The sequence below is a fragment of the Streptomyces sp. NPDC006207 genome, from assembly GCF_040613835.1.
Classification (GTDB): domain Bacteria; phylum Actinomycetota; class Actinomycetes; order Streptomycetales; family Streptomycetaceae; genus Actinacidiphila.
Genome location: NZ_JBEXSX010000056.1, coordinates 52,287 through 65,467 on the forward strand (window position 1 = coordinate 52,287; position 13,181 = coordinate 65,467).

General features: G+C 68.8%; 12 protein-coding genes. 2 read left to right on the plus strand and 10 right to left on the minus strand.

The features are described from left to right. Nucleotides 1-45 precede the first annotated feature (45 nt). The 4 genes from ABZ312_RS33795 to ABZ312_RS33810 all read right to left on the minus strand — a co-directional run bounded on the left by ABZ312_RS33795 (nt 46) and on the right by ABZ312_RS33810 (nt 4,564). The gene (locus tag ABZ312_RS33795; protein ID WP_500331077.1) at nt 46-1,299 is read right to left on the minus strand and encodes a glycoside hydrolase 5 family protein; all 1,254 of its coding nucleotides are present in this window, start codon (nt 1,297-1,299) and stop codon (nt 46-48) included. Nucleotides 1,300-1,388: 89 nt separating this feature from the next. After that, nucleotides 1,389-2,306, minus strand: coding sequence for a carbohydrate ABC transporter permease (locus ABZ312_RS33800; protein WP_500331079.1), 918 nt, complete (start codon nt 2,304-2,306; stop codon nt 1,389-1,391). Continuing rightward, nucleotides 2,303-3,265, minus strand: coding sequence for a carbohydrate ABC transporter permease (locus ABZ312_RS33805; RefSeq protein ID WP_500331080.1), 963 nt, complete (start codon nt 3,263-3,265; stop codon nt 2,303-2,305). The genes ABZ312_RS33800 and ABZ312_RS33805 overlap by 4 nt, the downstream gene beginning before the upstream one ends. A 12-nt stretch (nt 3,266-3,277) precedes the next feature. Beyond that, a complete protein-coding gene (locus tag ABZ312_RS33810) occupies nt 3,278-4,564 on the minus strand; it encodes an ABC transporter substrate-binding protein (RefSeq protein ID WP_500331082.1) in 1,287 nt (428 codons plus the stop codon). Between the two features lie 385 nt (nt 4,565-4,949). Here ABZ312_RS33810 and ABZ312_RS33815 point away from each other — a divergent pair, with 385 nt between their 5' ends. Further along, on the plus strand, nt 4,950-5,969 hold the full coding sequence (locus ABZ312_RS33815) for a LacI family DNA-binding transcriptional regulator (RefSeq protein WP_500331099.1): 1,020 nt from the start codon (nt 4,950-4,952) through the stop codon (nt 5,967-5,969). A gap of 157 nt (nt 5,970-6,126) precedes the next feature. Here ABZ312_RS33815 and ABZ312_RS33820 read toward each other — a convergent pair whose 3' ends face one another. Then, complete coding sequence (locus ABZ312_RS33820) at nt 6,127-6,702, minus strand: ricin-type beta-trefoil lectin domain protein (protein ID WP_500439394.1); 576 nt, start codon at nt 6,700-6,702, stop codon at nt 6,127-6,129. 588 nt (nt 6,703-7,290) lie between these two features. On the opposite strand from ABZ312_RS33820, the gene ABZ312_RS33825 reads away from it, so the two are divergent. Continuing rightward, nucleotides 7,291-8,880: an MFS transporter gene (locus ABZ312_RS33825; RefSeq protein ID WP_500439395.1), complete on the plus strand. Its 1,590-nt coding sequence runs from the start codon at nt 7,291-7,293 to the stop codon at nt 8,878-8,880. A 213-nt stretch (nt 8,881-9,093) separates the two neighbouring features. On the opposite strand, the gene ABZ312_RS33830 is transcribed toward ABZ312_RS33825, so the two are convergent. The 5 genes from ABZ312_RS33830 to ABZ312_RS33850 form a co-directional block, all read right to left on the minus strand. Then, complete coding sequence (locus ABZ312_RS33830) at nt 9,094-9,498, minus strand: CBS domain-containing protein (RefSeq protein WP_500439396.1); 405 nt, start codon at nt 9,496-9,498, stop codon at nt 9,094-9,096. A gap of 46 nt (nt 9,499-9,544) precedes the next feature. After that, nucleotides 9,545-11,059: a DEAD/DEAH box helicase gene (locus ABZ312_RS33835; protein ID WP_500439397.1), complete on the minus strand. Its 1,515-nt coding sequence runs from the start codon at nt 11,057-11,059 to the stop codon at nt 9,545-9,547. 312 nt (nt 11,060-11,371) lie between these two features. Then, nucleotides 11,372-11,575, minus strand: coding sequence for a cold-shock protein (locus tag ABZ312_RS33840; RefSeq protein ID WP_326569993.1), 204 nt, complete (start codon nt 11,573-11,575; stop codon nt 11,372-11,374). 413 nt (nt 11,576-11,988) lie between these two features. After that, on the minus strand, nt 11,989-12,792 hold the full coding sequence (gene trhA, locus ABZ312_RS33845; RefSeq protein ID WP_500358044.1) for a PAQR family membrane homeostasis protein TrhA: 804 nt from the start codon (nt 12,790-12,792) through the stop codon (nt 11,989-11,991). A gap of 155 nt (nt 12,793-12,947) precedes the next feature. Continuing rightward, nucleotides 12,948-13,181 (minus strand): MerR family transcriptional regulator (locus tag ABZ312_RS33850; RefSeq protein ID WP_500439398.1); only part of this gene is annotated, 234 nt, incomplete at its 5' end.

The following is a 13,181-nucleotide window of genomic DNA, read 5'->3' on the forward strand; positions in this document are numbered from 1 at the left end:
TGCGGGTGGTGCGGAAGGAGTGACGTCAGGTAGGAGTGCCGCGGGTCAGTGCACCTGGTCGGGCCGGACGACTTCGGTGATGCCGCGTGCGGCAAGGTGGGCGGCGTCGTCTGCGCGGGAGGCGAGCACGGCGGCGGGGCGGACACCGTCGGCGGTGAGTCGGACGAACGCCTCGTAGAACGCGCCTCCGGGCGCGCACACGGAGCGGTCGGGGGCCGCATCGTCGTCGCCGACGTTGACGGCGAGCGCGGTGGTCCGGGGGGCGGGCCGGCGCGGTTCGGCGCGGCGCTCCCCCACGATCCTCCGGATGGCCTCGCCGGCCGGCTTGACCTTGCCCTCGTTGGTCAGCAGGCCGAGGGAGTACTCGAGTTCGGGGAAGTCGGCGAGGTCTCGGGAGACATCGTGCGAGCACCACCAGGTGATGCCCCATACGTCTTCGCAGTCCAGGGCGTTCGCGACGGTGGCCTCGGTGAAGTCGGCGGCGTGTTCGGCGGGTATCAGGGGTGCGGGCGCGCCGACCTCCTGGAGCCAGACCGGGCGGTGCGGGTCGCCGGCCCATGCCTTGGACAGCTCGATGAGGTAGGCGGCGTGGTGTTCGGTGGCCGTTCCGGTGCGGCCGTGCCGCTGGGCCGTGCCGTTGAAGACCCATGAGTGCACTGCGGTCATCGCCCCCAGGTTCGCCGCGTGCGCGGGGGTGAAGGGGTGCCCGTCCAGGTACCAGGCGGCGTCGTAGGCGGCGTGCAGGTGCTGCCTGCCGGGGGCGGCGTCCTCGCATGCGGCGAGCACGGTCCGCAGCCAGGCGGCGGCCTGGGCCGGGGTGATCGGGTCGGGGTCCGGATGGGGCGGCCCGGAGAATTGGTTGATCTCGTTGCCGATGGTCATGCCGATGAAGTTGGGCAGGCTGTCCAGGGCGGCGGCCAGCGTGCTCAGGTAGGCGGTCTGGCCGGCGACGACGTCGGGGTCGGTGAAAATGTTGCGCCGGTGCCAGGTCTGGGTCCAGGAGGGCAGGAAGTCGAAGCTGGACAGGTGCCCCTGCAGTCCGTCCACGTTGACGTCGAGGCCGCGTTCGCCGGCGGCCTCGGCGAGCGCGACGAGCTGCTCGACGGCCCGGGGCCGGATCAGGGAGCGGTTGGGCTGGAAGACCGGCCACAGCGGGAAGACCCGGACGTGGTCCAGGCCGAGGTCCGCGATCGCGTCGAGGTCCCTGCGCACGGCATCGAGGTCGAAGTCGAGCCAGTGGTGGAACCAGCCCTGGCTGGGCGTGTAGTTGGCGCCGAAGCGCGGTCCTTGGGCGGGCATCGGGTGTCCTGACTCTCGTGGGGCCCTGTTCCGCCGGGGGCGGAGCAGTGGGATGGGGCGGTGCCGGTGTGCTGGGCGGGGTCGTACGGTCAGCCCTTGACGGCTCCCTCCCCGACGCCGCGGAAGAAGTACCGCTGCAGGGCGCCGAAGAGCACGATCAGGGGGGCCACCGCGATGATGGTCCCGGCGGCCACCAGGCGTTCGTCGTTGGCGAAGGTGCCGTGCAGGTAGTTCAGGCCGACCGTCAGGGTGTACTTCGAGGGGTCGCTCAGCACCACCAGGGGCCACAGGAAGTCGTCCCAGGCGCCCATGAAGGCGAAGATCGCCACGACGGCCAGGGTGCCCCGCGCGGATGGCAGGGCGATGCTCCAGAAGCGTTGCCAGACGTTGGCGCCGTCCATGTATGCGGCTTCCTCCACCTCGTTGGGCAGGTTGCGGAAGGCGTTGCGCATCAGCAACACGTTCAGCGCGCCGACGGAGCCGGGGAGCAATACGCCGATCAAGGTGTTGTTCAGGCCGAGGTCGCGTACGAAGGTGAACTGGGCGATGATCAGGCCCTCCACGGGCACCAGCATCGCCAGCACGAACGCCAGGAGGACCGCGCGCCGTCCGCGGTGCTGAAGCCGGGCCAGGGCGTAACCCGCGAGCGCCGCGCCGACGCAGTTGGTGACGACGCTGGACACCGCCACGGTCAGTGAGTTGAGCGCGTAGTCCCACACCGGGATGGTCTCGGAGACGCGCCCGAAGTTGTGCAGGGTGGGCTGCTGCGGCAGGAACGAAGGGGGCGTACTGAAGATGTCCTCGTGCGGGCCCTTCAGCGACGTCGACAGCTGCCACAGGAACGGTCCCACGCTGATGGCGAGGACGGCGAGCAGCAGCAGGTAGCGCAGTACGAGCTCGGGGACCCGCACGCGGCGGCCGTCGGCGTCCAGCACTCCGCGTCGCGGCCGGCGACCGGCGGCCGGCGTGGTGGCGGGAGCGTTGGGGGTGTCGGTGGCGCTGGTCACGCGTCCTCCTTCCGGTCGGCGCGCAGGGTCAGCAGCATCAGCGCGACCACCACCACGAAGATGACGACGGAGATGGCCGAGGAGTACCCGACCCGCCCGGTCAGTCCGGTGCCGGTGCGCTGGACGAGCATCACCAGCGTGGTGTCCTCGCCTGCGGGGCCGCCGTTCGGCCCGGCGAGGACGTAGACCTCGGTGAAGACCTTGAAGGCGGAGACCGCGGAGAGTGCCGCGACCAGCACCATCGTGGAGCGGACGGCCGGAACGGTGACGGTGAGGAAGCGGCGCAGGGCTCCCGCGCCGTCGACCGCGGCCGCCTCGTGCAGCTCGCGCGGGACGTCGGCGAGCGCCGCCAAGTAGATGATCATGTAGTAGCCCAGACCCTTCCAGATCGTCAGGGCCATGGCGCTCAGCAGCAGGGTCCACTGCTCGCCCAGGAAGTTGACCGGGCTCCCGCCCACCGCCGTGACGATGGAGTTGAGCAGGCCGCGGTCGTCGAGCAGCCACACCCAGATCAGGCCGACCACGACCACCGAGGCGACGACAGGCGTGTAGAAGGCGGCGCGAAAGAAGGCGATACCGGGGATGCGGCGCTGTACGAGCAGGGCCAGCAGCAGCGGCAGGACCACCAGCGCCGGGACCACGCCCGCCACGTACAGGGAGCTGTTGCGCAGCCCGATCCAGAACGCGTCGTCGTGGACCAGGGCCCGGTAGTTCTCGAACCCGACGAAGCTGCCGCCGACGAGCGTCCGGCGGTCGGTCAGCGAGTTGTACAAGGTGCTGCAGAACGGCCAGAGGCTGAACGCGCACACCACGATCAGGCCCGGCGCGGCGAACAGCCACGGACTCCACCAGCGGTGGCGGCGGATCCCGCGGGGGCGCGGCCGGCCGGAGCCGGAGCTCCGGACGGCCGTTGCCCGCGGACCGCCGGCGATCGTGCCAGGGGCGGTCGAGGACGTCATGGCGTATCCCGGTCAGCTCTGGGCGAGGAGCTGGTTGGCTTCCTTGACAGCGTTGTCAAGCGCTTCCTTGGGGCTCTCCTTGCCCTGCAGCGCCTTGGCCACCTGGTTGCCGAGGGCGGTCTTCATCTGGTCGCTGAACTGCACCGGGGTGTAGTTCACGGCGTTGGCGAGGGAGCTGGCCGCCGCGATCCGCACCCGGGTCTCGTCCGTGCCGTCCTCCTTCGTGAAGTACGGGTCCTTCAGAGCTCCGGCCGTGCTCGGGAAGATCGCGACCTGCTTGGCGAAGGCCATCTGCCGTGTGTTGTCGGTGACGAAGTGGGCGAAGGCGATGGCGGCAGCCTTCTGCTTGGCCTTGGAGTTCACCATCATGCTCTGCACGTAGACGTTGACCTTGCCGGTGTTGGTTATCTGGTCGGTGATCCCGATGTTCTTGTAGAGCGTCGGCGCCTGTGTCTTGAAGTTCTTGAGGTCCAGCGCGCTACCGGGGTTCATGGCGACCGCGCCGGTGAGGAACTTGTGGCCGGCCGACTCGGGGGTGGCGGTCAGAGCCTGCGGGTCCAGTGCGTGCGCGTCGTACAGCTTCTTGTAGTGCGTGAGCAGTTCAACGCCCTTGGCGTCGTTGAAGGTGAACGCGGTGCCGTCCTTGTTGACCAGCTGGGCCCCGTAACGGCCGAAGTCCTCGATGGTGGGCACGTTGGACAGGGTGGCCACCTTGCCCTTGCTGTTCTCGGAGATGGCAAGGGCGTCGGCGAACAGGTCGTCGTAGGTCTTCGGCGGCTTCTCCGGATCCAGCCCGGCCTCCTTGAACAGCGCCTTGTTGTAGAACAGCGGACCGGTGTTGAGATACCACGGGAAGGCGTAGGTGCCCTCCAGGCCCGGGACTACGTCGGCGGACCAGGCACCGGGAAGGTACTCGGACTTGTACTCCGCCGCGTCCTTGTCGAGGTCCAGGGCCAGACCGGCCTTGGCGAGCGGCGCCAGCAAGTCGGGGGTGACGTTGACGACGTCGGGGAGGGTCCCACCGGACGCGTCGGCACTGAGCTTCTCCGCATAGCCGTCGGCCGGCTGGTCGACCCACTTGACGTGAGTGCCCGGGTACTTCTTCTCGAAGTCGGCGATGACGCCGTCGAAGTAGCCCGCGAAGTTGGCCTTCAGGTTCCAGGTCTGGAAGGTGATCGTGCCCGTCACCTTGCCTGACGAGTCGGTGGACGCATCTCCCCCGCCGCTCCCGCAGGCGGCGAGGGAGAACGTCGCGGCGGCGACGACGGCGGTGGCTACCGCCTTGTAGGAGGAACGCACGGTGGACGGCTCCTTTGCTCGGACCTTGCGCGTGGATGACGCCCCGGGGCTGGGCCGGCCGGGTGCGCACGTGGAGGAGACCATTCCAGCCGTCGCGGGGAAAGTCAACGAATTCCCTGAAGGTTTCTTCCTGGTCGATGCATATAAGCAGGTCAGAGCGAGTGTGAGAGGCGTCTTGCGCTCGCAACTAATGCGCTTTAGGGCAAGTTCGCTGAAGCGCTTTAGTTCCGTCCGTCCACCCTGGTCGGAGAAACATGCGCGGGGCCGTACGATGTGTGCTCACATGCACGGAAGGGGACCACTCGCGGTGGCAGACGAGCAGCAGGCCAGAGGCGGGGCCGATGCGCCGGGGCACGGCCGTCCGGCCGGGCGCCGCCGTCCCACGATCAAGAACATCGCCCAGCGGGCGGGGGTGTCCGAGAGCGCTGCTTCGTTCGCGCTCAACGGCCGTCCCGGCGTCTCCGAGGCAACGCGCGACCGTGTGCGCCGCGTCGCCGAGCAGCTCGGCTGGCGACCCAGCGCCGCGGCACGGGCCCTGTCCGGCGAAGGGGCGGCGACGGTGGGCCTCGTACTGGCCCGGCCCGCCGAGACCCTGGGCGTCGACTCGTTCTTCCTGCAACTGGTCTCGGGCATCCAGGAGGTGCTGGCCCCGCGTCATCTGGGCCTGCTGCTCCAGGTAGTGGAGGACACCGAAGCCGAGTGCGGTGTCTACCGTCGCTGGTGGGCCGAGCACCGCGTCGACGGGGTACTGGTCGTCGACCCGCGCACTGACGATCCGCGCCCAGCCCTGCTCGATGAACTCGGCCTCCCCGGCGTGGTGATCGGCGCCCTTCCCGAGTCCGACCCCGGTGCGCACCGCCGTCTGTCACAGGTGCGGGTCGAGGACGCGCAGGCCATGGCCGCCGTGGTCGGCCGTCTGCACGCCCTTGGCCACCGGCGCATCGCCCATGTCGCGGGTCTTCCGACCCTGGCTCACACCGCTCGCCGCATCGAGTCGCTCACGAAGGAGGCGGCCCGGCAAGGGCTGGATGCGGCACGGTCCGTGGTGACGGACTACTCTGACGCAGAGGGCGCCGCCGCCACACGCCGGATGCTACAGGAGCCCGATCCGCCTACGGCGATCATCTATGACAACGACGTGATGGCGGCAGCGGGCTGGGGGGCGGCTGTCGGCCTGGGCCGTGACGTGCCCGACGACGTCTCCATCGTCTCCTGGGAGGACTCGGCTGTGTGCCGCCTGGTCCAGCCATGGCTGACCGCACTGTCCCGCGACGCGGTGGCCTTCGGCCGGACCGCGGCCGAGGAACTGACCGCCCTCCTCGACGGCGGCGTGGCCCGCGATGTGACTCTGCCGCTCCCCCAGCTCATCGAACGCGGCAGCACCGCCGCACCGTCCGGCACCTAAGCAAGGGGGCGTCCGCAACTTGACTCCCTTGCGCAGCCGGCCCGGGACGCGGGCGGGTGCCCCTACGGCGCAGTGGCTTTTTGACCGGAGAACAGCCAGGTCAACGTGACCGCGCGGACCAGTTCGAAGGGGGGCCCAGAATGCAGTCTCGCACGTGTCAAGGACTCATCGGGGGTCCCGCACGGCTCACCCGGATGAAGGTGAGGCCCAGTGCTTTGCGCTCCATGCTGGCTGCGTACAGCGGGGTCTCGAGCTGGTTGTGGGCGACGACTGCGATCTGGCGTTGGGCGGCCACATCTGAAAGTTCAGGTCCTGCTGGGTGAGCATGCCAGGTCTGGCCGGTGCTGCCGCAGGTGGCGAGGGTGAGCTGGGTGCCGTTGGTGGCGCTGGCCGACGGGTCGGCCAGGCACCTGGTGTTCTCGGCGTTGCTGACCAGGGTGCCGTTGGTGGTGACCTTCCACTTCTGGGTCGCATCGGTGTTGCAGGTGTCGATAACGATCAGCGCGCCGGCGGCGGTGGAGTTGGCGTTGGTGTCCAGGCGCAGGCCGAGGACCTTGACGGTGCTGTCGGTTCCGATGGTCCATTTCTGGGCCGTGGAGGTGCTGCTGCAGGTGTCGATCTGGACCGTTCCGGGGGTGGTGGCGCCGCCGGTGTCGTCGATGCATTTGGTGCCGCCGCCGGTGAGGGTGAAGCCGGTGACGAGGGGACCGGTGACGCTGGCCTTCCAGCCCATGGTGTTGCCCGCGTTCCTGTTGGGTGTGTACCCGGTGTCGAGGTAGCTGGGGGTCTGGGTGGCGGTACCGGTGGCGGGATTGCTGGTCGGGGTGACGCCAGCATGCTTGGGCAGCGTCGCGGCGACGGTTCCGTCCGTACCGGGGTGTGCCGTGGTCTGGGTGGTGTCGGCGAGGGCGTTGCCGGTGGTGTCGTGGTTGACGGCACCGGTGCGGTCGCCGAGGAGGTCGTAGGTGTAGGTCTGCCAATAGGGAGCAGGACCACCGACGGTGGTGGTCTTGACGGGTGGTCTGGACTGCTGCGGTGGTCAGCCTCCGACGCTGCCGACGGCCGCGTGCTGGGGTTGGTGATGCCTGCGGTGTCGGTCCAGGCGGCGGTCGGCCGCTGGAAGGAGTCGTAGGTGAAGCACTGGGCACTGAGCGACACAGGCCGCGCAGGTACAGACTCCACCGTTCAAGGGCGGTCCCATCGATGCAGCCCGTTTTCGGCAACGGATGTACCGAAAGTAAGGGTATGCCTGCCTTATGGTGATCTGAGGGGTCGCGCACACAAGCCGTGACGCACACCGGAAGCTCTGGAGGTGCAAGCGGTGAGGCGATGGCGGGCTCTGATCATCCTCGGTACCGCCCAGTTCCTGATGGTGCTCGACACCTCGGTCATGAACGTCTCGATCAGCCAGTTGGTAGAGGACTTCAACACCGAAGTCACCTCGATTCAGGCCGTCATCACCCTCTACACCCTGGTCATGGCAGCCCTCATGATCACAGGTGGGAAAGTCGGGGACATGCTCGGACGCCGCAAGGTGTTCGGCATCGGACTGATCGTGTACGCCACGGGCTCCGCCCTCACCGCTGTGGCCCCGGTCCTATGGGTGCTCACCGTCGGCTGGTCCGTGATCGAAGGACTCGGCGCGGCGCTGGTCCTCCCGGCGCTTGCCGCCCTCGTGGCCGGAACCTACCAGGGCCGGGACCGGGCCGTCGCCTACGGGGTCGTCGGCGGCCTGGCCGGAGCCGGCATCGCAGTCGGGCCTTTGGTCGGTGGTTGGGTCACCACCTACCTGACCTGGCGTCTGGTCTTCGCTGCCGAGGTCGTGCTGGTGGTGGCCATCCTCTTGGGCATGCGCTGGATCGAGGATCAACCCCACCGCGGCTCCAGACCGCATCTCGACAAGGTCGGGGCCGTGCTGTCCGCCGTCGGCCTGGCCCTGGTGGTACTGGGTGTCCTGCAAAGCAGCAACTGGGGCTGGCTGCGGCCCCGCAACTCCCCCGTGACCGTCTTCGGCTTCTCCCTCACCTTCTTCGTCATCGCTGCAGGCGCCGTCGTGCTGTGGTTCTTCCGGTTGTGGGAGCGACGGCAGGAGGCTCAAGAGCATGAGCCCCTCGTACGCTTCTCGCTGTTCGGCGTGCCCACTCTGCGGGCCGGCCTTGCCGCGTTGCTCAGTCAGAACCTCATCCTGCTGGGCCTGTTCTTCGTCATCCCTTTGTACCTCCAGATCGTGCAGGGCCTCAGTGCCTTCGAGACCGGGCTGCGGCTACTACCTGTGTCGATCAGCATGCTCGTGGTCTCCATGAGCGGCCCCCTGCTCGGCCGTTTCGCCTCGCCCCGCACAGTGGTCCGTACGGCCCTGCTGATTCTCATCGCAGCGATTCTCGGGCTGCTGGCCGTCATCACTCCGTCCCTCAACGATCTTTCGTTCGCCTGGGCGATGGCCTTGCTGGGCACGGGTATGGGCCTGCTCGCCTCCCAGCTCGGCAACGTCGTCCAATCCAGCGTCGGCGAGTCGGAACGCAGCGAGGTCGGCGGTCTCCAGTACACCGCTCAAAACCTGGGATCCTCCCTGGGAACCGCCCTCATCGGCTCGCTTCTCATCGGAGCACTCGTGCACGTGTTCACAACCCGGATCGAAGACAACCCGCAGATCTCCAGCGCAGCACGTCAACAGGTCGGCATCACCATCGAGGCGGGCGTCAGCTTCGTCGGCACCAACCAGGTACGAGCCGCGGCAGAGCGCACAGGCCTGCCCAAGCCCGAGACCGACGCCCTCGTGGCCGAGTACGCCGAGGCACAGCTCGGCAGCCTCAAAGCCGCCGTCCTCGCCACCGCCGGCATCGCGCTCGCCAGTTTCCCGTCCACCCGGCACCTGCCGACAGACCGGCTCCGCAAGCCCTCGCCCAGCTGAGGGCTTCGATCCAGGACGGATCACAACAAGAGCCCCGGCCTGGCCACGCCCGCTCGATCCTTGCTGATGGCCTCATGTCGCGGGACGATCCCGCACGGCTGGCCCTGCTTCACCCTGCTGCGGCACCGGCCCCAGCCGTCGGCGCAGGGCGATGACACAGCACATGATGCCTCACGGGGAGAAGAGGGGATGGTTCTGCCGCGGGGAGGCGGTTCAGCGGGCAAGGGCGAGGACGCCGAGAGCGCTGCCTTGTTCGTCGACGACAGGCAGGGCATCGAGCCGGCGGTAGCGCATGGCGTGCTCGGCTTCGGCCATCGTGGTCACGGGCGAGGTGAACGGCCCGCGGTCGCCGAGGATGTCGCGCAGCTGGACCCGGTCGGTGTAGGCGGAGCTGTCACGAACGGCGGTGAGCTGGGCCTGGGTGACCAGTCCGGTGCACAGGCCGTCGTTGTCGCAGATGAGCAGGTGCCCGACGCGGGCACTGGCCATGACGGACAGGGCCACCTCGACGGTCATGTCGTCACAGACCTGCGGTCCGGCGGTGTCCATGGCGTCGGCCACCGTCTTGTGCACGGGGGTGGCACTCGCCGAGCCGGGCTGCATCTGGACCAGCGTCAAAAGGTGCCTCCTGCAGAGATGGGTCAGTTTCCTGATCACGTGGTGCTCAGGCCGCCGCGTCAAAGGCGGACTGCCGCACGCTCACGCGGCGGGCACCCGAAGCGGGACTGCGTCGACCGCGGGAGGCCGCACTGCGCTTGCGCCGCTCGGGCGCCGGCGCGGTGATGGTGACGGGGATGCCGGAGGGGGTCTGGGCGCCGGTGATCCGGTTGAGGGCTTCATCGCCGGAGCGGACCTGGGTGGTCTGGGGCACGATGCCGGCGGCGGCCATGAGGCGGGTCATGTCGCGGCGCTGGTTGGGGGTGACCAGGGTGACGACGCTGCCGGACTCGCCCGCGCGGGCCGTACGGCCGCCGCGGTGGAGGTAGTCCTTGTGGTCGGTGGGCGGGTCCACGTTGACGACGAGGTCGAGGTTGTCGACGTGGATGCCGCGGGCCGCGACGTTCGTGGCGACCAGCACGGTGACGTGCCCGGTCTTGAACTGGGCGAGGGTGCGGGTGCGCTGCGGCTGTGACTTCCCGCCGTGCAGGGCGGCCGCCCGTACTCCGCTGTTGAGGAGGTCCTGGGTGAGTCGGTCCACGGCGTGCTTGGTGTCCAGGAACATGATCACCCGGCCCTCGCGCGCCGCGATCTCCGTCGTCATCCGGTGCTTGTCGGTGCCGTGCACGTGCAGGACGTGGTGTTCCATCGTGGTGACCGCGCCGGCGGACGGGTCGACGGAGTGGACGACGGGGTCGGTGAGGTAGCGGCGGACCAGGAGGTCGACGTTGCGGTCCAAGGTCGCGGAGAACAGCATGCGCTGGCCCTCGGGGCGTACCTGGTCCAGGAGTGCGGTGACCTGCGGCATGAAGCCCATGTCGGCCATCTGATCGGCCTCGTCGAGGACGGTGATCGCGACCTGGTTCAGCCGGCAGTCGCCGCGGTCGATGAGGTCCTTGAGCCGTCCGGGGGTGGCCACGACGACTTCGGTGCCACCCCGCAGCACGCCCGCCTGCTTGCCGATCGGCATCCCGCCGACGACGGTGGCCAGGCTCAGCTTCACCGCTCTGGCGTAGGGGGTGAGGGCATCGGTCACCTGCTGAGCGAGTTCCCGGGTGGGGACCAGGATCAGGGCCAGCGGCTGGCGGGGTTCGGCGCGCTGTCCGGCCGTTCGGGCCAGTAGGGCCAGGCCGAATGCGAGGGTCTTGCCGGAGCCGGTCCGGCCGCGGCCCAGGACGTCGCGGCCCGCGAGGGTGTTCGGCAGGGTCGCGCCCTGGATCGGGAACGGCACCGCCACACCCTGCGCGGTGAGCGCGGCCAGCAGCTCCCGGGGCATGTCGAGGTCGGCGAACGCCTCGACGGCGAGCAGTGCGGGGGTGATCGTTTTCGGCAGGGCGAACTCGCCCTGGACGGCTGCGGGCCGGCGGCCGTAGCCGCCCGAGCGGCTCGGACCCCCGGAACGGCTCGGGGCGGACGGACCGAAGCGGCTGCCCCGAACCGAACCGGCGGCGGAACCGAAAGCGGGGCCGCCGGTGCGGCGGCGGGTGCGGGAGGAGCGGTCGTTCGTACGCGTGGGGTTCATTCAGAACCTTCCTTGATACGGCACGTATCAAGGAATTCCCGCAGCGGGAGAGCAGCGCGGGGAATCACAAGAACGGGCCTAAATGGAATGCGAAAGCGCATCTGGCCTGCGGTAGCTCCAGTGCGGGGTGCAGGCGATGAAATGGTGACTTCCACGTGGGCGTGAACCCAGTACGTCGACGGGTGCAGCTCCGAAGAGGTCCGCATCGGCGGGCGGGGGTTGTCCCACAGGTGACACCACTGTGGGACATGCCCGCGACTGGTGCCCGCACCCCGAGGGGTTCGGGCATCAGCTACAAAACGGGCGCCGGCGTCAGGCGGGAACGATGTTCTCGGCCGTCGGGCCCTTTGGGCTCTGCGCGATGTCGTAGGTGACCTTCTGGCCTTCGCGCAGCTCGCCAATGCCCTGAGCGGCGATGTTCGAGAAGTGGGCGAACACGTCAGCGCCGCCACTGTCCTGCTCGATGAAGCCGAAACCCTTTGCCGCGTTGAACCACTTCACGGTGCCAGACGCCATGCCAAATCTCCTTTGGGGCAGTACACCAGCATCCGCACTGTACGGACACCGTGTCGCCGCGATGACGCCCCGCCCGGAAAATAACCGGTATATAAAAACGCCTCCAGTGGCTGAAAATACTCACGGAGGTGCTTGAAGTTTTGGGAACCGCGACTGCAACTGAGGTCGACAGTAGCATGCCGTATCGGCCCGCGTACGCTGAATAACTTCACTCTGTTCATTGCGGGTAAAACTCTCCCCGCGCTACGCGCTAAATCCTCGCTTCGCGGTCATAGATACTGGCCTGCCGGGAGCGCGAAGTTAAGGAAGATGGTTGCCCTTCGCCACTCGAGGTCTTGCCTGCCGTGCCCCCGATCACGCCCCGACCTCGGGTGGCTGAGCACGGGAGGAGGGGCTGGGCCTCGCCGAGGCAGTCATGTGACTGCCAGGACGATGGCCGTGTAGTGCGCGGTGAAGGCGGCGATGGTAAGGGCGTGGAAGACCTCGTGGAAGCCGAACCAGGCCGGTGAAGGGTCAGGGCGCTTGAGTCCGTACACGACGGCGCCCGCGGTGTAGAGCAGGCCACCGGCGATGACGAGTACGACCACCGCGGTGCCGCCGGTGCGCGCGAAGTCGGGCAGGTAGAAGACGGCCACCCAGCCCAGCACGAGGTAGCACGGGGTGTACAGCCACCGGGGAGCCCCGATCCACAGCATGCGGAAGGCGATGCCGGCCAAGGCGCCTGCCCACACCACGGCCAGCAGCACCAGTTGCTGGGCTGCGGGCAGCAGCAGTACCGCCAACGGGGTGTACGTGCCGGCGATGATCAGGAAGATGTTCGCATGGTCCAGCCGGCGCAGGACCGCCTCCCCACGGGGCCCCCAGGTTCCGCGGTGGTAGACCGCGCTGGTAGCGAACAGCAGGCAGGCCGACAGCGCGTACACCGAGCAGGCCGCAACTGCCGCGGCCGACCGCGAAACGGCGATCAGGACGATGCCGCCGACCAGAGCGAGGGGGAACACGCCGGCGTGCAGCCAGCCGCGCATCCTCGGCTTCAGCGCAGCCGCCGCGCGCTCCACCCCGCCTTCAAGGCCGGCGGCGCTCTGCCCGGCAGTCAGCCGGCCGGTTGCGCCAACAGGCGCATCAACCACCGGGATGTGGAGGACTTCTGGCGTGGCGCCGGGGCGAGGCTGGGACTCCCGCCCGTGTGCCGGCGGCTGAGTATCTTCGGCGATCATGCACTCACATTCTGAAGTCGGCGGAAGAATGCGCGGCCCGGCACGTCGCCCCGGACTGCGGGGTCAGCGGCCCAGGGCGGCTTCGCCAGGCACCCTGGGGCGGGCACATCGAAGGCATCAAGGCCTTGATGACCTGGAACGAATCTATTTGCGGGTCAGGTGTCGGGCCGGGATGCGGCGCGGCGGTATTCGGCGTTGATGCGCTGCGCCTCTGCGAGCTGGTCTTCGAGAATGACGATGCGGCAGGCGGCCTCGATGGGCATCCCCTGGTCGACAAGTTCCCGGGCGCGGGCCGCGATGCGCAACTGGTAGCGGGAGTAGCGGCGATGGCCGCCCTCGGAGCGGAGCGGGGTGATCAGGCGGGCCTCGCCGATGGCGCGCAGGAAACC

Excerpts from the sequence above, each read along its gene's own strand:
- ABZ312_RS33795 (WP_500331077.1), bottom strand. The coding sequence starts at position 1,299 with ATGCCCGCCCAAGGACCGCGCTTCGGCGCCAACTACACGCCCAGCCAG.
- ABZ312_RS33805 (WP_500331080.1), bottom strand. The coding sequence starts at position 3,265 with ATGACGTCCTCGACCGCCCCTGGCACGATCGCCGGCGGTCCGCGGGCA.
- ABZ312_RS33820 (WP_500439394.1), bottom strand. The coding sequence starts at position 6,702 with ATGGGCTGGAAGGCCAGCGTCACCGGTCCCCTCGTCACCGGCTTCACC.
- ABZ312_RS33835 (WP_500439397.1), bottom strand. The coding sequence starts at position 11,059 with ATGAACCCCACGCGTACGAACGACCGCTCCTCCCGCACCCGCCGCCGC.
- ABZ312_RS33840 (WP_326569993.1), bottom strand. The coding sequence starts at position 11,575 with ATGGCGTCTGGCACCGTGAAGTGGTTCAACGCGGCAAAGGGTTTCGGC.
- trhA (WP_500358044.1), bottom strand. The coding sequence starts at position 12,792 with ATGATCGCCGAAGATACTCAGCCGCCGGCACACGGGCGGGAGTCCCAG.